The sequence below is a fragment of the Streptomyces sp. NPDC005648 genome (assembly GCF_040605395.1).
GTDB lineage: Bacteria > Actinomycetota > Actinomycetes > Streptomycetales > Streptomycetaceae > Streptomyces.
In genome coordinates, this window is sequence record NZ_JBEXCS010000001.1 from 178,355 (window position 1) to 195,316 (window position 16,962).

The following is a 16,962-nucleotide window of genomic DNA, read 5'->3' on the forward strand; positions in this document are numbered from 1 at the left end:
TCCCATGACCGCAGTCGAACATCCCGCACGCGCCGGCGGGCCGGCCCGGCAGCCCGCCCGGATCCCGTTCCCGGTGGTGGACGAGGTCTCCCGGCACTGCCTCCAGGAGGAGGAGCCGGAGACGGTCCACATCGAAATCCATCTGCCGGGCCGGCTCGACCGGGAGCGCCTGCGTACGGCCTTCGTGGCGGCCCTGCGCCGCCACCCCCGCATCCTGATGCGCGAGGCCCCCGGCGGCTGGTTCCGGCGCCGCTACGAGTGGGAGCTGACCGCGGAGCCGGACGTGGAGGTGGTGACCTTCCTGCCGGCGGGCCGGTGCGCGCTGCGGGACGCCCGGACGCGCGCCCTGACGACGGCGCCCCCGCTGACGCTCTCCCCGCCCATCAGGCTGGAGGTGGTGGAGGGGGCGGGCCCGGTGGAGGGGAGCGAGGCGACGGACGCCGTCGGTGTGGCACCGCGCCAGGACGAATCCCCGCTCCGACAGCCCGAAGGGACCGTCCTCTTCCTGACCGTCAACCACACCGCCCTGGACGGTCCCGCCTGCCTCCGCATCCTGGCGACCGCCGCCGAGATCTACGGCGGCAGGGACAACTCCCCCGCCGCGCCTCCCGTACGGGCGACGCAGGCCGCCCAGGACCCCGTCGACCTCCCCTCCAACTGGTCCCCACCCGCACGGGTCGCCCCCGGCACCCCCGAGCCCTCCCCCGGCAACGGCCTGCTCGTCACCGAACTCCCGCTCCCCCACCGCCCCAAGGGCTCCCCCTACACCGTGAACGACCAGCTGATGGTCGCCACCGCCCTGACCCTCACCCACTGGAACAGGGAACACGGCGCCCATCCCCGCCCGTTGCGCATCACCATGCCCGTGGACGACCGCCCCCGAGACACCAGCATGCCGATCGGCAACGGCACCCGGCTGGTCGAAGTCTCCTTCTCGGCAGAGGAGTTGGCGGTACACGCGCCCGCCGACATGCCCGGCCTCCTGCACCGCACGGCCACCCGCACCCGCGCCCTCAAGTCCCTGCCCCGCCCCCAACTCGGCCACGGGGCATCCCTGTTGACCGCGCCCGTCACCCCGGTCGCCTGGCGGGCCGCGCTCACCCGAGGGCTGCGCAGAGCCGCCGGGCCCTGGACCTCCACCACCCTGCTGAGCAACATCGGCCGTATCCCCTACCCGCTGGACTTCGGTGAGGGGGCCGGCCGTGCGCACGCCGTCTGGTTCTCGGCGCCGGCCCGGATGCCCCGCGGCCTCACCGTCACCACCGCCTCCACCGCCGGCCGCCTCCATCTCGCCCTGCGCTGGTCCCGCGCGCTGCTCAGCCATGGCGACGGCGCCCATCTCAGGGACCTGTTCGAGCACTATCTGCACACCACGGAGGTGACCCCGTGACCACGGCCCCCGTGAAACCCCCCGAACTGCGCGACTTCTACGAGGACCCGTCCGTCCCCGTCGCCTCCGGCGCCGCCCGCAGCCTCCGTCAGGCCCGCATGCTGGCCGCCGCGCTGGACACCGACGGCGCCGGGGCGCCCCAGGTCATCCTGGACATCGGCTGCGGTGACGGCTCGGCCGCGGCGACCGCCCGCCCCCTGCTGCCCGGGCACCACCTCATCGGCGTCGACTGGTCCCAGGACGCCCTCACCCGCGCCCGCGGCCGTCTGACGCACACGGTCCGCGGCGAACTCACCGGCGGCGGGCTGCCGTTCAGGTCGGCCTCCGCGGACGCCGTGCTGTTCAGCGAGGTCGTCGAGCATCTCGTCGACCCCGACGCGGCCCTCGACGAGATCCACCGCGTCCTGCGCCCGGGAGGCCATCTGATGCTGTCCACACCGAACCTGGCCGCCTGGTACAACCGCGGACTGCTGCTGGCCGGGGTGCAGCCGGTGTTCTCGGAGGTGAGCCTGCGCGCCGTCCACGGCCGCCCCGGCAAGGAGGTCGTGGGCCATCTGCGGCTCTACACGGCGCGTGCGCTGCGGGAGTTCGTCGCCGCGTCCGGCTTCGAGGTCGTACGGCTGGCCGGGGCACCCTTCCACGGCGTGCCCCGTCCGCTGCGCCCCCTCGACCGGCTGGCCTGTGCCAGACCGTCCCTCGCGTCGATCCTGCTGCTGCACGCGCGAAGGACCTAGCCATGTGGTGGGGAGTGGCCGCGGCCCTGCTGGCGAACACTCTGTACAGCCTCGGTTTCGTCCTGGAGAAACGCGCGCTCACCGCACTGCCGGAGGTGACGATCCGCCGGCCCGCCCGACTGCTGCGGCTCGTGCTCGGCAGCCCGCTGTGGATCGGCGGCTCCCTCGCCCTGGCCTCCGGGTTCGGCGCCCAGCTCGTCGTCTACCGCACCCTGCCGATCGCCGCCGCCCAGGGCATCTTCGTCTCCGGCCTGGTCCTGCTCGTGCTGCTCTCCGCCCGGCTGCTGGGCGAGGAGACGACCGGCCGCGAACGGTACGCGCTGGGCGCCATCCTCGCCGCCCTGCTGATGGTCGTGCTCTCCCTGAAGGAGGCCGGCACCCACGCCGACACCGTCAGCCGCAGCGCCCCCTACCAGCTGATCCTCCTGGTGTGCGTGCCCTCGCTCGCCGCCGGCGTCTGGCTCTACGGCGCCGCCGAGCGCCGCGCCCGGCACCGGCACCGGGCGCCGACCACCGGCGTGGAGTACGGCGTGGCGGTGGGCCTGCTGTACGGGGTCAGCTCCCTGGCGATCAAAGGGGTTTCGAGCTACCTCACCACCAGTGGGCTGTCGGGCGCGGTGGTCGGCGTACTCAAGTCGCCGTACCCCTATCTCCTGCTCTTCACCGGCGCGTTCGGCCTCGTCCTGTCGCAGGCCGCGCTGCAGCGCTGCCGGGCCTCGCTGATCGTGCCGGTGTGCACGACGGTGACCTGTCTGTACACGGCGGTGATCGGCACGCTCTCGTTCGGTGAGGCGCTGCCCCACGACCCCGTGCGTCTCGCGCTGCGCCTCGCGGGCACCGCGCTCGCCGTCTCCGTACTGCTGGCCATGCCCAGACACGACCCCGCGCCCTCGCCCGCCCCACCCCAACCCCCCATAGGTGCCAAGGAGTTGACGCCGCCATGAACCCCGACGACCCGCTGCTGCAGATCCTCGCCTGCCCGCTGGACAAGGGCCCGCTGCACCTCGTCAAGCCCGACGGCCCCAAGGCACCGGAGGCCCTCTACAACCCACGTCTGCACCGCCGTTACCCGATCGTCGACGGCATCCCGCAGTTGCTGCCGTCCTCCGGGGAGCAGGTGTCGGACGACGAACACGAGGCTCTGCTGAAGCGGATGGCGCAGTGACCTCCACGACCCCGCCCCGCACCCTCGCCGCCCGTCTCGCCCCGCTGCTCCCCACCCGTCTGGTCGCCGCCACCGCCCGGGCCGTGTATCCGCGCTTCGAACCGGAGTTGGCGCGGCTGGCCGAGCTGTGTCCGGCCGGATGTGGAACCGCCGTGGACGTCGGCGGCTGGTACGGCCCCTGGACGCGGCGCCTGTCGAAGCGGGCGCGCCAGGTGGTGACCGTGGAACCGGTCCCGCACCTCGCCCGCCTCCTCACCGCCGCCGCCCCGCCGAACGTCCGTGTCGTCCAGGCGGCCGCGACGGACCGCCCGGGCATCGCCCGCCTCTGGCTGCCACCGGACGACGCCGGTGACCGGGGCGTGTCCTCGCTGGTCCGCCGGGACATCCACGGACAGGCGCTGGACGTCCGCTGTGTCACGCTCGACGAACTCGGACTGCGGGACGTCGGTTTCATCAAGATCGACGTGGACGGCAACGAGCTGGCCGTGCTGCGCGGCGCGACGGGTGTGCTGGCGCGTGACCGTCCCGCGCTCTTCGTCGAACTGGAGTCCCGTATCCAGCCGATCGCGCCCGTGGTCACCTACCTCGCGCTGCTCGGCTACGACGGCTGGGTGCTGCCCGGCCGTTCCTGGGTGCCGCTGGCGAAGTTCCCCCTGGAGGAGCATCAGGCGGCGGCCCAGCACGTGGTCTCCCAGGGCCTGCTGGGCCGCGTCCTCCCCTTCCGCAGACACCCCCGCTACATCAACTCGGTCCTCTTCCTCCCCGACGGCCGCCGACCCGGCACTGTCAGTGCTGTGAGCGACCATGGGAGTCATGTCGTCCGCCAAGCGCCCCGGTAGCGCGTCCACGCCGTTCACCCCGCTCGACTTCCAGCTCGTCCTGCTGCGCCGGATGGCCGACCACAACCCGGACCTGGTGGAGGACGCCCGGCACGAGCTGGGTGTCTCCATCGCCGACATGCGGGAGGCGAACAAACGCTGGCAGGCGATGCTGCACTCGCCCCGCGCGCGTGCGGCCGCGTCCCGCTATCGCTCGATCCTGGGCGCGCCGGAGTCCTCCGTCCGCCGCAGGATCGGCGACCTGGACTGCGAGGCCTGGCTCTGGCCCCTCCCCCTCTGGCCCGACCTCCGCTTCGAGGTCCTCCTCGCCCCGAACGGCGCCGTGTGGAACGAGTGGCTGGTCCGCGCCCCGGGCGCCCAGGCCCCCGTCCTCAAGACCCTCGACGACCTCACCCCCTGGTCCTGCACGGTCGACGAGGCAGCCCACGCCTTTCCCCCGGCCCGCCCCCTGGAGGGCACGGCACCGACCCGCTGGGGCCTGGCGTTCAGGGCACCGGACGGGAAGGGGGTGCGCAGGGATGTGGCGGCGGAGTTCACTTGGGGGTTGTTGCAGCGGGTGGCGGTCGAAAATACGTGAGAAAGCCGGTCTGGGACTAGGCTCTGTCCTGTCGCCCGGTGCCCCGGCGTGGCACCGGAGAACGAGCACACTCCACAGACGGAGCGTGCGGGGTAGAAAGGCACTGCAGGTGCTGAGAGAGACGAGCGGTCCCGAGTACGTCTCGGACCTGGTGGACATCACCGACCTGCCCATGGACGCACTGGAAGACCTGCCGGACACGGTCCTGGCGGCGGTGCTCCACGATGTGCGGTTCCCGTCGGGCGAGAGCTACGCCGCGTTCACATCGGCTCTTCTCTGACCCTCCGAAGGACCCTCCGCGCCACGTTTCGGCCAACTACGATCCGTCCCCTCACCGGGAGTTGAGCCCCGGCCCATCGGGGTATCACGTTGCCACGCACGTATCCCGGCTCAAAGGCGCGGTGAAACGCCTGCGGCCGGATACGGCAGCCGGGGGGTGCTTTGGAGCGAGAGCCGTACTTTTTCCTCAGCTACGCGCGCCGGGACGACCGTGGCAGCGCATTCGTGGGCCGTTTCTACGACGATCTGGTGGAGGAACTGGCCCGTCTGGGCGCGGACTGCAGTGGTCAGCAGCCGTTCCTCGACATCGAGCGCATCGGCCTGGGCATGGACTGGGAGAGCGCGCTCGGCAGCGAGATCGGGCACTGCCGTGCCCTGGTGGCCCTGTGCTCGCCGGCGTACGTCAACAGTCTCTACTGCGGCAAGGAGTGGGCCGCCTTCGAATCCCGGCTGCTGAAGTACCGCGAGCAGACGGACATCGAGGTACCGGCGCTCATACCGGTCCTGTGGGTTCCCCTGCACCATGCGATGCCTCCGGAGATCAGCAGGTACCAGTACTTCGAACCGGCCATGGGTGAGGAGTACCTGGAGCAGGGTCTGATGGGACTGCTGCGTTCCGCTCCGGGCGGCCGGGCCTACCGTGCCGTCCTGGAAGTCGTCGCGAAGAGGGTGCGGCACGTCGCCGATCTCTTCCGGCTGCCCCGCGCGCAGGGCCTCGACCTGAAGACCGTGCGCAGCCCGTTCGAGGGGCGAGAGCCCACGGGACCGGGGGGACGTAGCACCGGACACGTCCGGGTCTTCATCGCCGCGGGCGTCACCGATCCCCTGCCCACAGGCCGACGGAGGCGGGAGTACTACGGGCCCTCACCACTCGACTGGACCCCCTACCACCCTCCGGTCCACCCCACCGTGGCCTACCGGGCTCAGCGGGTGATCATCGACGAGGGCTGCACCAGCAGCCTCGAGGTCGTCGACGGTGGTCTCGGTGAGAAACTCGACGAGGCCATGAACAACAACCAGACGTCGGTTCTGCTGGTCGACGCGTGGGCCGCGAGGGAGAACCGGTACCGCGCTCCGCTGTCCGACTACGACCGGCAGAACCACCCCGTCACCGGAGTGCTCGTCCCGTGTCACGACACGGACGAGGAGTCCGGTGACGAGAAGCTGTGGACCGACCTCCAGCAGGTCTTCAGACGCAACTGGATGCGACGCAACGACCCCTATGACCCGCTGTTCCAGGTCCAGGTCGAACGGCAACGGTTCGAGGACCGGCTGGCGCGGATGGTGGTCGTCGCGCAGAACCGTCTCATGGAGAAGGCTGTACCGCGCCGGCTGCCCGCCGGTCCGTCGGCACCGCCCATGCCGGGACTCAGCGTCCCGTACCCACCTCCGTCCCGCACCGACGACCCGACCGAGCCGCCGGGCCGTACGCCCCCGCGGAAGGACCAGGACGATGAGTACTGAGACCGAGGCTCAGGACACCGGCAGGATTGTCACCTTCTACTCCTACAAAGGTGGCACCGGCCGCACGATGGCCCTGGTCAACGTCGGCTGGATCATGGCCAGCAACGGCAAGCGGGTGCTGCTGGTCGACTGGGACCTCGAGGCTCCCGGACTGCACCGGTATCTGCGCCCCTTCCTCCTGGATCCGAAGCTGCGGGACACCGACGGTCTGATCAACATGGTGAACTCCTTCGTCGGACAGGTGATGCGCCCCGGGCCGCTGGAACCCGGCGCCGGGAGCGCCGTGATGAGTGACGAGGAACTACGCTCGCTCGCACGGCTCGGCCCCCGCGCCACCGGACTGGACCTGCGCTTCCCCGCGGCCGGCCGGCTCGACTTCCTCCCCGCGGGGCGGATGTCTCCCTCGTACTCCGCGGACGTCACTAGTTTCAACTGGCGCGCGTTCTACGAGCGCCTGGGCGGCGGTTCCTTCCTCCAGGTGCTGCGGGAAGAGATGAAGGACTCGTACGACTACGTCCTCATCGACAGCCGCACGGGCGTGAGCGACATCTCGGGGATCTGCACCACGTTGATGCCGGACGTGCTGGTCGACGGGTTCGTCCTGAACCACCAGAGCATCGAGGGCGGCCTGGACGTCGCCCAGTCGGTGGCATCGGAGGTACGCCACCCCGTGCGCATCCTCCCCGTGCCCATGCGGGTCGAGGACGGCGAGCAGGAGCTGCTCGAATGGGGCCGAGACCTGGCCCGTGCCGAGTTCGGGCCGTTCCTGTCCTGGCTCGACGACTCGGAGCACGACCAGTACTGGGGAGAGGTCGAGATTCCCTACAAGAAGTACTACGCCTACGCCGAGATCCCGGCCACGGTCCGGGACCGGCCCTCCCAGCCGGGCAACCTGCTCGCGGCGTTCGAGCGGCTCACCGCGTGGATCACCGATGGCCAAGTGCGCTCCCTCGTCCCCCATCCGGAGGAGGACCGGCTGCGGATGCGCGCCACCTACCTCGACCCGAGGACGTCATGGCCGCGCGTCCACGTCAGCTACGCGCCGGCCGACCGCATGTGGGCCGAATGGGTGGCGGCGCGGCTGGAGGGCGCCGGATACCAGGTGTCGCTGCACAGTACCGCCGAGCCGGCCACCGGGACGCTGCCCGAGGTCGTCCCCGTGCTGAAGGGGCGGGGACGGGTGCTCGCCCTGCTCTCCCCGGAGTACATGGTGCAGCCGCGTGCACTGGACATCTGGACCCAGTTGAGAGGCCATGAGAGTGCCGACGGGTCACTGCTGGCGGTACGTGTCCAGGAGTTCGAGGCGTCCGCCCGGGACCCCTTCAGGGGGCGCTTCGCGGCCGACCTCACCCACTGCGGTCCCGAGGAGGCGGAATCCCATCTGCTGTCGGTCGTCGGCCCCGTCCGCCGCACGCGGGTCCCGGGCAGCGGTGTCCCGGCCACCGGCACGCCCGCGCCGCCGTTTCCCGGTACGTCTCCCGCGGTGCAGCGCGTCCCTTCCAGGAACGTCTCGTTCACCGGCCGGGGCTTTCTCCTGGAGCGGCTGCGCAACGGCTTCACCGCCGGCAGCACGACACAGGTGCTCTACGGGCTCGGCGGGGTAGGAAAGACGCAAATCGCACAAGAATATGCACATAGGTTCAAAGCGGCCTATGACGTGGTCTGGTGGGTCACCGCCGCCCAGCCCGGTCTGATCCGTCCGGCCCTCGCCGATCTCGCGCCGCGCCTCGGCCTGGAGGTCGGCGAGGACATGGCGAGCACGGCGGAGTCGGTACTGAGGGCGCTGCGCCGGGGTGAGCCCTTCGACCGCTGGCTCCTGGTCTACGACAACGCGGGACGACCCGAACAGCTCGCGGAGTTCATACCGACCGGGCCACCCGGCGGTCATGTCCTGCTCAGCTCCCGCGACCGTACCTGGGTGAACGACGCGGGGCTGGTCGAGGTCGAGGTGTTCCAGCGCCAGGAGAGCACCGACCTGCTGCACCGCCTCAACACCGGACTCACGGCCGCCGACGCCGAGGAGGTGGCCAGGGAACTGGGCGACCTGCCGCTGGCCGTCGCCCAGGCCGCGGTCTGGCTGAGCGAGAGCAGCATGCCGGTGGCCACCTATCTGGCGCTGCTCAAGGACCGCCTCACCGAGGTGCTGCAGACCACCCAGTTACCGGAGCGGGACTACCCCCACTCCGCCGCGGCGACCTGGCGTCTGGCCGTGGACGAGTTGCGCAGGGTCAACCAGGCGGCGGCGGAGATGCTGGAGATCTGCTCCTTCTTCGGCCCCGATCCCATCCCGCTGCGGCTTCTCTACAGCAAGGCCGTCACCAAGGCGCTGACCCTGCCCTCGGGTGAGCCACGCGACGAGATGGCCGTCGCCCAACTCGTGCGTGCGATCAACCGGTTCGGTCTGGCCAAGAGTGACCAGAGCAGCGAGACCCTCACCGTGCACCGGCTGGTGCAGGCGGTCATTCGCGATCAGGTCGACGACGAACGCAAACCGCAGGCGCGCGATGTGGTGCACGCCGCGCTGGTGGACGCGGCCCCGGGCGACCCCGACGTACCCGGGGACTGGGACCGCTACGCCGAGTTGCTGCCCCATCTGCGGCCCAGCCTGGCGGCCGAGAGCCCGGACCCCGAGGTGCGCAAGTGGGTCACCGACTCAGTGCGCTACCTGTGGAAGCGCGGGCTGCACACCGACGCCCAGGAACTCGCCGAACGCACACTGAACCGCTGGAAGGTGTGCGACATCGGGCACCCAGACGACCCGCAGACCCTGATGCTGCGCATCCAGCTCGGCAATGTCCTGCGCTCCAAGGGGCAGTTGGGGAACGCGTACGAGACGGATCTCGACACCTTCGAGCGCTTCCAGCGCACCAAGGGACCCGACTACGCGCACACGCTCGCGGCCGCCGGGAACGTGGCCGCCGACCTGCGCGCGCTGGGCCGCTACGTGGAGGCACGGGAACTCGACCGTCAGACCCTCGACGGGGCGCTGCGGACCCTGGGTGACGACCACCCGCGCACCCTCATGTACACCAACAACCTCGGCATGTCGGAGTACCTCGCGGGCGATCGCCGAGCGGCCCTTGCCCTCCACGAACACGCCTACCGGCAGCAGACCGACGCTCGGGGCCGGGACAACTTCTACTCCCTGCAGTTCGGCAGCAACTACGCCCGGGACCTGCGCGAGACGGGCAACCTGAGGGATGCCCTGGAACTTCTGCGCACGACCGTCCAGTTGCTCGAGCAGACCCTCGGGGACACCCACACGGAGACGCTGCGCATCCGCCGCAACCTCGCCGTGGCCCTGCGCCGGGCAGGGGACTACGAACAGGCGCGGAAGATCGACGAGGACATCCACTCCCGGTACGTCGAGGCACACGGCACGGAGCACGCGGACACGCTCGCCGCTGCCGTCGGTCTCGCGTGCGACCTGGCGGCGCTCGGCGAGCCGGAGCGGGCACGCCAGCTGGCCGAGCGGGCGAAGGACCGCTACAGCACCTACCTGGGCGCGGAACATCCCGTCACTCTGGCCTGTTCCACCAACCTCTCCGTGTACCGGCGGTTGACAGGCAGTCCGGACTCCGCACGCGAGTTGTCCCACCAGGCCCTGCACCAGATGACGCGGATCGTGGGAGAGAGTCACCCGTACAGCCTCAGCTGCATGATCAATCACGCGAACGATCTCGCCCTGGCCGGCGACCTCGAAAGCGCCACCGAATGGGACCGGCGGGCGCGACGCTACTTCCTCGACATCCTGGGCCCCGACCACTACGACACCATCAGCATCACCTCCAACCTGGGTCTGAGCCTGGGCGCGCTCGGGCATGCCGAGGAGGCGGGGCAGCTGGTGGCGGAGGCCGCGCGAAGGGCCCGGGACAAGCTGGGCGAGGCCCATCCCACGACCCGGACGATACTGTCCGGGAAACGTCTCGATTCGGACATCGAACCGCCCACCACCTGATCAGACGATGTCATCCGTCCCGCGCGTCACACGGCACTCACGGTGTCCCTATGATGGCCTCTTTCCTCCGCCGCCGTACCAGAGCGATCGATGCCGATGTCCGCCACCAGCGCCCCGCCCCTCGCACCGGACGCCGGGCAACAGTCCGTGCCCTTCCGGCAGTTCCTGCTGAAGATCCACAGCAGGTGCAATCTGGCCTGCACCTACTGCTACATGTACGAGGCAGCCGACCAGAGCTGGCGGCAACGGCCGCGGACCATGGCTCCCGGGACGGTGCGACGGGCGGCCCGTCTGATGGCCGAACACGCCGGGGAACAAGGACTGTCCGAGGTGCACGTGGTGCTCCACGGCGGTGAGCCGCTGCTGGTCGGGGCGGACCGCCTGGAGGAACTCCTCGGGACGGTCACCAAGGCTCTGGCCGGGGTCGCCGCGCCTCGGTTCACGATGCAGACCAACGGCATCCGGCTCGCCGAGGACCCTCGGCTGCTGCCCGTCCTCGATCGTCACGGGGTGCGGGTCGGGGTGAGCCTGGACGGCACCCCGGCCGGACACGACCGGCACCGGCGGCGGCCCGACGGGTCGGGCAGCCACGCCGCCACCGCCCGAGCGCTGGAACTGCTGACGACCCCGGCCCATCAGCACCTGTTCGCCGGCCTGTTGTGCGTGGTCGACCCCACCACCGATCCGCTGGAGACGTACGAGGCGCTGCTGGGGTTCACTCCTCCTCGGCTGGACCTCCTGCTGCCGCACGCGACCTGGCAATCCCCGCCCCCCGGCCTCGCCACCCGGACGGTTCCGCCCTCGGCGCCGCCCGCACCGGGTGCCGACAGGCGCCCGACCCCCTATGCCGACTGGCTGTGCGCGGTCTTCGACCGCTGGTACGGCGCCCCTCGCCGGGAGACCGGCATTCGCCTGTTCGAGGAGATCATGGTGCTGCTGCTCGGCGGTACCGCCCGCAGCGAGGTGGTGGGGCTGGCGCCCGTAGACCTCGTCGTCGTGGAGACCGACGGGGCGATCGAGCAGGCCGACTCCCTCAAGGTGAGCTACCCGGGCGCCCCTGCGACCGGGTTGCACGTGCTGCGCAACACCTTCGCGGAAGCCGCCGCTCATCCGGCCTTCCGCGCAAGACAGCGTGGGTTCACCGGGCTCGGTGCGGTCTGCCGCTCCTGCGTCCGCTCCCGCGTCTGCGGTGGGGGTCTGTACGCCCACCGCTACTCTCCCGGGGCCGCCCCGGTCTTCTCGGCGCCCTCCGTGTACTGCGACGACCTGGCGGTTCTGGTCGACCACATCGGCGCCCGGCTGCGCCGGGACGTGGCCGAACTGACCAGATCCCCGGGGAAGGCGTCCCGATGAGCACAGCGACACATCGGCGAAGCGGCGGCCCATCGCATCCCGGTGAGGCTCTGGTCCGGCACACCGTCCCGGCGCCCGTCTTCAGCGCCCTGGCCCGGGCCCGCGGCGGCGCGACCGCCGTGAACCTGCTTCGGGGCGGACAGCTCAGCAAGCGTACGCTGATGCTGCGGGCCTTGCGCCAGGCCGCCGGCGGCCGACCGGAGGAGAGCGTCGCCGAAGCGGCGTACCGCGGCCTGGTCGAACTGAACCGGCGAGACCGTACGGCCTGGCGCGACATCATGCTGCGGCCCTACCTGGACGAGGGACTGACCAGGGCTCTCACGGCACTGGAGAGCGGTCTGCCGACTGATCTGCGGTGGCTGGAACAACTGACGTCGCCCCCCGGCCCCGAACCGTGGCATCGCGTCCACCTCGCCTGTGACGGCAACGGATTCGAACTGCGTCTCGCCGACCGCGGCCCCTTCCGGGAGATCCATGGCCACCCGCTCGCCGAACCCCTCACCGCCGAGCAGGTTCAGGAGTGGACACGCGCTCTGCGAGCCGCCTGGACGGTGCTCGTGCGCCGGCACCCCTGGCACGCGGAAGCCATCGCCGCCGGCCTCACCACGCTGGTTCCGCTGCTCCCCAACCCCGATGGCACCGAGGTGAGTTCAGCGGCCCGCCGGGCTTTCGGCGCCGTCGCCGCGTCCCTCCCCGCCGACCCGGTGCTGCTCGCCCTGACCCTGGTCCATGAGTTCCTGCACGTCCAACTCGGCGCCCTGCTCGACCTGTTGCCGCTGCACGGCGGTCATACGGACGCCCGCTACCACGCCCCGTGGCGGCCTGATCCACGTCCTGTGGGGGCGCTTCTCCAGGGGACGTACGCGCATCTCGGCGTGACGGACTTCTGGCGTACCGAGTGCGCCTCCGGCGCCGGGGGCGCCCGCGCTCGCCGCGAACACCGCGTCTGGCGTGAACATACCGATGCGGCGGTGGACACGCTGCTCGGCAGCGGAGAACTCCTCCCCGCGGGCAGGCAGTTCGTGACGGAGCTGCGCGGAGCCGTGCGCCGTCGGCCTGTGCCGGCAGGCGTTCTGCGCAACAGGGCGGACCTCGTTCCCGACCTTCGTCGCCTGGGTCTCCGGGACGGAGACACCGTCCTGGTGCATTCCGCGCTGAGCACCGTGGGACCCGTCGCGAAGGGCGCGGACACCGTGGTGGACGCGCTGTTGGAAGTGGTCGGCCCGAACGGGACACTCGTGGTGTACACCCCGGCACCTGACGACCCTCCCGCCAGTCGTCGCCCCGCGGCGCCGCCTCAGCACCCGGAGGAGACTCCGTCCCGGATGCCGGTGCCCGCGAAGGACACGGCACCGAGTTTCGGTGTCGGTGTGCTCGCCGAGGCGGTGCGGACCCGGCCGGCCGCCCTGCGCAGCGCCCATCCGCACAGTTCCTTCACGGCGCTGGGCGCACAGGCCGAGTACCTCACCTCCGGCCACTTCCCCGACTGCGCCTTGGGTGAGGAGTCCCCCCTGGGCAGGCTGGAGAAGCTCCACGCCCGGGTGCTGCTGATGGGCGTCGGCTTCGATGTGTGCACCGCCTTCCATCTGGCGGAGTACCGCATTCCAGGCCGCGGTCGACGGAGGCACTCGGACGTCGTGCCGTCGTTCGCGGAAGTGGGTGCCGGATACGAGGCGACCGGGGCGGTGCGCTCGGGCCGGATCGGCCACGCCGACTGCCGGCTGTTCGACCTCGGGGACGCCGTCGCGTTCGCGGTCGGGCGGTTGGCGGACGGGCTCGCCCGGGACTGACGTCTCGGGCACAGGGGTTCCCGGCGCACCCGCCCGTGCCGTCATGAACGGTGTGCCGCCGCCAGGATCGCGTCCCGTACCGTCTCCAAGGACCCCGGATGCAGGAACAGGAACAGGTTCGGTTCGACCAGTTCCAGTTCCATGACCGCCGGTCGGCCGTCCTCCCCGTCCACGAGGTCCACGCGTGCGTAGAGGAGCTCCGGGGCGTCCGGTACGGCGGCCAGGGCGCGTTCGGCGACGGTGAGTTCGGCCGGGGTCGGGGTCCAGGGCTCCAGGTCCGGGTGGGCGACCTTGGCCGCGTCGAAGGCCGTGCCGGGGGCGAGGACGGCGCGTTTGCGGCTGGCGTGCAGCAGGCGGCCGCCGAAGAACTGCAGCGCCCGTTCGCCGGACGCGTCGATGCCGCGCATGTACGGCTGGACCATCGCGGTCAGCCCCTCGTCATGCATGCGCGCGAGATGCCGTACGGCCGCTTCCCGCTCGTCCGCCCGGTAGCGCGCGGCGTATCGCGCACCGGCTCCGGAGGTCGGCTTGATGACGTACTCGCCCGTGTCGGGGAGGTCGGCGGGGTCGCCCGGCGCGAGATAGCGGGTGGGCACGACGGGTACGCCGGCCGCCGCCAGCTCACCCAGATACCGCTTGTCGGTGTTCCACCGCACCACCTCCACCGGGTTCGCCAGCCGGGTCAGCGCGGCGCACTTCTGCGCCCAGGCCAGGAACTCCGCCGCCCGCCAGCTGTAGTCCCAGGTGGACCGGATGACGGCGAGGTCGTAGGCGCCCCAGTCGGCCTCGACGTCGTCCCAGCACAGGGCGTCCGCCTCGGCTCCGGCCGCGCGCAGGGCCTCCAGCAGGACGGGCAGGTCGCGGTCCTTGCTGGGCTCGGGGCGGGGGTCGTAGGTGACGAGGGCTACGCGGGGCACGGTGGGGCTCCGTTCTGGTCTTGTCCGGCACTTCTGTGACTCTTGTCCGCCCGCAGGCTAACCAGCCGGTCCGCAACCGCCGCAACCCTGTTGACCTTCCCCTTCGGTGAAGCCCCAGCATCGACGGCAGGAACCGGAAGGGCCGGAAGACCCGGAGCGGCGGCAAGAGCGACAAGGGCGTCAAGGACGACAAGAGCGACAAGAGGTGGACAGCGATGGACGTACGGATGCTGACGATCGGCGCCTTCGCCAAGGCCTCGCGTCTATCCCCCAAGGCACTGCGGCTCTACGACGAGCTGAACCTGCTGCGGCCGGCCCGCGTCGACCCGGACACCGGGTACCGCTACTACGCGCTCGGTCAGCTGGAGCGGGCGCGGCTGGTGGCGTGGCTGCGGCGGCTGGGGATGCCGCTCGCCCGTATCCGCGAGGTGTGCGCGCTGGACCCGTCGGCCGCGGCCGGCGAGATCCGCGCGTACTGGGCGGGGGTCGAGGCGGAGACGGCGCTGCGGCGGGATCTCGCCGGGTTCCTGATCGAGCAGCTGGCGAGCGGGGCTCGCCCCATCCGGAAGGACACCACCATGCTGGAACTGCGTTACTTCGCCCACTCGGACCGCGGTCTGGTCCGCGCCGCCAACCAGGACACGGCGTACGCGGGCGGCAGGCTGCTCGCGGTCGCCGACGGCTTCGGACCGGCGGGCGCGCCGGCGAGCGGCGCGGCGGTGGAGGCGCTGCGCTTCCTGGACACCGGCGAACTGCCCGCCGGTGACGTCCTCAACCTTCTGCAGGACGCGGTGCGGGGCGCCACGGACGCGGTCCGCGACGCGACGGACGGCACCGACGAGAACGGCACGACGCTGACGGCCCTGCTGTGGACGGGCTCGCGGCTGGCCCTGGTCCATGTGGGTGACTCACGCGCGTATCTGCTCCGCGACGGCGGGCTGTTCCGTATCACCCACGACCACACCATGGTCCAGTCGTTGATCGACGAGGGCCGGCTGACCCCGGAGGAGGCGACGTCACATCCCCAGCGCGCGCTGCTCCTCAAGTGCCTCGGCACCACCGCCCCCGACCTGCGCCTGCACGACGCGGCCCTCGGCGACCGCTATCTCCTCTGCTCCGACGGCCTCTCCTCCGTGGTCCCCGAGGCCCGCGTCCGAGACCTTCTGAGCACGACGGACAGCCCCGACGAGACGGTCCTCGCCCTGGTCGCGGAGGCGAACGCGGCGGGCGGCCCGGACAACGTCAGCTGTGTGGTGGCGGATGTGGTGGAGGCAACCGCCTGACCGACTCATCGGCCGACTCCCTCGTTCTTACGGCAGTGCCGACTCCGTTGACCGTACGGCAGTGCCACTCCCTTGTTCGTACGACAGTGCCAACTCCGTTGTCCGTACGGCAGTATCGGCTCATGGCGATCTCCGGTACGGACGCGTACGCCGGCGAACCCGGTCTCCCCCCGCTGGTCGAGCGGGCCCTCACCGCCGCCCGCGCGCACGGCTTCCCCCACTCCTGCCGCCCGGAACAGGGCCGCCTGCTGCGGGTCCTGGCGGGCGGCGCCAGGGAGGCGATCGGGGAGACGGGGACGGGCTGCGGGGTGGGGCTGGCATGGCTGGCCTCGGGGGCCCCGGACGGCGTACGTCTGGTCGGTGTCGAGCGGGATCCGGAGCGCGCCCGGATCGCCGCCGAGGTCTTCGCCGACCGTCCGGAGGTGCGGGTCCTCACCGGCGACTGGCGCCGCATCGCGGACCACGGCCCCTACGACCTCCTCGTGCTGGACGGCGGCGGCACGGGCAAGACCCCCGGCGACACCCCCGCCGACCCGGACCCCCTCCTCACCCCGGGCGGCAGAATCGTCATCGACGACTTCACGCCGTCCACCGACGACCCGCCCCTCCACGAGGGCGCGGTGGACCACGCCCGCCTGCACTGGCTGCGGCACCCCACCCTGACCACGGTCGAGATACCCCTCGCCCCCGACCTGGCCACGCTCATCGCCGGCCGGCGCCGGACCGCGGGAGACGAGGCCACCTGGCGGGGGTTCGCACAAGGCCAGATCGTGCGGGGCGTCGTCACCGCCGTCGAGTCGTTCGGCGTGTTCGTGGACATCGACGGCACCGAGGGCTTCATCACCGCCCCCGAGCTCTCCCGGCGGCCGTACGGCTCCTTCCACGACGTGGTGCGGGTCGGCCAGGAGATCACCGCCGAGGTGCTCGGCTTCGAACTGCCCCGGGAGCAGGTCCGGCTGTCCATGGCGGCCCTGGAACCCGACCCCTTGGCGGAGTTCGCCCGGCGGGGGCCGGGCCGCGTGGTCCACGGGACCGTCACCAAGGTGGTCCCCTTCGGCGTGTTCGTCCGGCTCTCCGACGACCTGGAAGGCTTCGTCCACCGTGACCTGCTCACCGACGGGCAGCTGCCGGAGACCGGTGCTCCGCTGGTGGTCAAGGTGACGGAGATCAATCTGTGGCAGCGGCGCGTTCGGCTCGTTCCGGTGTAGGAACG

Annotated in this window: 14 protein-coding genes; 13 read left to right on the forward strand and 1 reads right to left on the reverse strand. The window is 71.4% G+C overall.

Features of this window, described 5'->3' with window-relative positions; translation table 11 throughout:
* The first annotated feature begins 4 nt into the window (after positions 1-4).
* From ABZT17_RS00875 to ABZT17_RS00925, 11 genes are all read left to right on the forward strand, one after another.
* Positions 5-1,390: a condensation protein gene (locus ABZT17_RS00875; protein WP_356342017.1), complete on the forward strand. Its 1,386-nt coding sequence runs from the start codon at positions 5-7 to the stop codon at positions 1,388-1,390.
* The gene (locus ABZT17_RS00880; RefSeq protein ID WP_356342020.1) at positions 1,387-2,124 is read left to right on the forward strand and encodes a class I SAM-dependent methyltransferase; all 738 of its coding nucleotides are present in this window, start codon (positions 1,387-1,389) and stop codon (positions 2,122-2,124) included. The genes ABZT17_RS00875 and ABZT17_RS00880 overlap by 4 nt, the downstream gene beginning before the upstream one ends.
* A gap of 14 nt (positions 2,125-2,138) precedes the next feature.
* Positions 2,139-3,068 (forward strand): hypothetical protein, encoded by a 930-nt coding sequence (locus ABZT17_RS00885; protein WP_356342238.1) that lies wholly within the window; start codon positions 2,139-2,141, stop codon positions 3,066-3,068.
* Entirely contained in the window at positions 3,065-3,289 is a 225-nt protein-coding gene (locus ABZT17_RS00890; RefSeq protein ID WP_356342022.1) for a Trm112 family protein, read from the forward strand. The genes ABZT17_RS00885 and ABZT17_RS00890 overlap by 4 nt, the downstream gene beginning before the upstream one ends.
* Complete coding sequence (locus tag ABZT17_RS00895; protein WP_356342024.1) at positions 3,286-4,128, forward strand: FkbM family methyltransferase; 843 nt, start codon at positions 3,286-3,288, stop codon at positions 4,126-4,128. Before ABZT17_RS00890 ends, ABZT17_RS00895 begins: the two co-directional genes overlap by 4 nt.
* Positions 4,094-4,705, forward strand: a complete 612-nt coding sequence (locus ABZT17_RS00900; protein WP_356342026.1) for a hypothetical protein — start codon at positions 4,094-4,096, stop codon at positions 4,703-4,705. The genes ABZT17_RS00895 and ABZT17_RS00900 overlap by 35 nt, the downstream gene beginning before the upstream one ends.
* 109 nt (positions 4,706-4,814) lie before the next feature.
* Positions 4,815-4,985: an FxSxx-COOH cyclophane-containing RiPP peptide gene (gene fxsA, locus ABZT17_RS00905; protein WP_356342028.1), complete on the forward strand. Its 171-nt coding sequence runs from the start codon at positions 4,815-4,817 to the stop codon at positions 4,983-4,985.
* Positions 4,986-5,146: 161 nt separating this feature from the next.
* Positions 5,147-6,448 (forward strand): TIR-like protein FxsC, encoded by a 1,302-nt coding sequence (locus tag ABZT17_RS00910; RefSeq protein ID WP_356342031.1) that lies wholly within the window; start codon positions 5,147-5,149, stop codon positions 6,446-6,448.
* Entirely contained in the window at positions 6,438-10,406 is a 3,969-nt protein-coding gene (gene fxsT / locus ABZT17_RS00915) for an FxSxx-COOH system tetratricopeptide repeat protein (RefSeq protein ID WP_356342033.1), read from the forward strand. The genes ABZT17_RS00910 and fxsT overlap by 11 nt, the downstream gene beginning before the upstream one ends.
* Positions 10,407-10,502: 96 nt before the next feature.
* Entirely contained in the window at positions 10,503-11,759 is a 1,257-nt protein-coding gene (locus ABZT17_RS00920; protein WP_356342035.1) for an FxsB family cyclophane-forming radical SAM/SPASM peptide maturase, read from the forward strand.
* Complete coding sequence (locus ABZT17_RS00925; protein ID WP_356342037.1) at positions 11,756-13,549, forward strand: AAC(3) family N-acetyltransferase; 1,794 nt, start codon at positions 11,756-11,758, stop codon at positions 13,547-13,549. The genes ABZT17_RS00920 and ABZT17_RS00925 overlap by 4 nt, the downstream gene beginning before the upstream one ends.
* 41 nt (positions 13,550-13,590) lie before the next feature.
* On the opposite strand, the gene ABZT17_RS00930 is transcribed toward ABZT17_RS00925, so the two are convergent.
* The gene (locus tag ABZT17_RS00930) at positions 13,591-14,466 is read right to left on the reverse strand and encodes a hypothetical protein (RefSeq protein WP_356342039.1); all 876 of its coding nucleotides are present in this window, start codon (positions 14,464-14,466) and stop codon (positions 13,591-13,593) included.
* 215 nt (positions 14,467-14,681) lie between these two features.
* Here ABZT17_RS00930 and ABZT17_RS00935 point away from each other — a divergent pair, with 215 nt between their 5' ends.
* Positions 14,682-15,749 carry a MerR family transcriptional regulator gene (locus tag ABZT17_RS00935; RefSeq protein WP_356342042.1) on the forward strand — a complete coding sequence of 356 codons (1,068 nt, stop codon included), beginning with the start codon at positions 14,682-14,684 and terminating at the stop codon, positions 15,747-15,749.
* Positions 15,750-15,871: 122 nt separating this feature from the next.
* The gene (locus tag ABZT17_RS00940; protein ID WP_356342046.1) at positions 15,872-16,957 is read left to right on the forward strand and encodes a S1 RNA-binding domain-containing protein; all 1,086 of its coding nucleotides are present in this window, start codon (positions 15,872-15,874) and stop codon (positions 16,955-16,957) included.
* Positions 16,958-16,962: the final 5 nt, after the last annotated feature.

What these genes read in the sequence shown, in the direction of transcription:
- ABZT17_RS00875 (WP_356342017.1), top strand. Translation starts at nt 5, where the DNA reads ATGACCGCAGTCGAACATCCCGCACGCGCCGGCGGGCCGGCCCGGCAG.
- ABZT17_RS00940 (WP_356342046.1), top strand. Translation starts at nt 15,872, where the DNA reads ATGGCGATCTCCGGTACGGACGCGTACGCCGGCGAACCCGGTCTCCCC.
- ABZT17_RS00890 (WP_356342022.1), top strand. Translation starts at nt 3,065, where the DNA reads ATGAACCCCGACGACCCGCTGCTGCAGATCCTCGCCTGCCCGCTGGAC.
- fxsT (WP_356342033.1), top strand. Translation starts at nt 6,438, where the DNA reads ATGAGTACTGAGACCGAGGCTCAGGACACCGGCAGGATTGTCACCTTC.
- ABZT17_RS00925 (WP_356342037.1), top strand. Translation starts at nt 11,756, where the DNA reads ATGAGCACAGCGACACATCGGCGAAGCGGCGGCCCATCGCATCCCGGT.
- ABZT17_RS00900 (WP_356342026.1), top strand. Translation starts at nt 4,094, where the DNA reads ATGGGAGTCATGTCGTCCGCCAAGCGCCCCGGTAGCGCGTCCACGCCG.
- ABZT17_RS00920 (WP_356342035.1), top strand. Translation starts at nt 10,503, where the DNA reads ATGTCCGCCACCAGCGCCCCGCCCCTCGCACCGGACGCCGGGCAACAG.
- ABZT17_RS00935 (WP_356342042.1), top strand. Translation starts at nt 14,682, where the DNA reads ATGGACGTACGGATGCTGACGATCGGCGCCTTCGCCAAGGCCTCGCGT.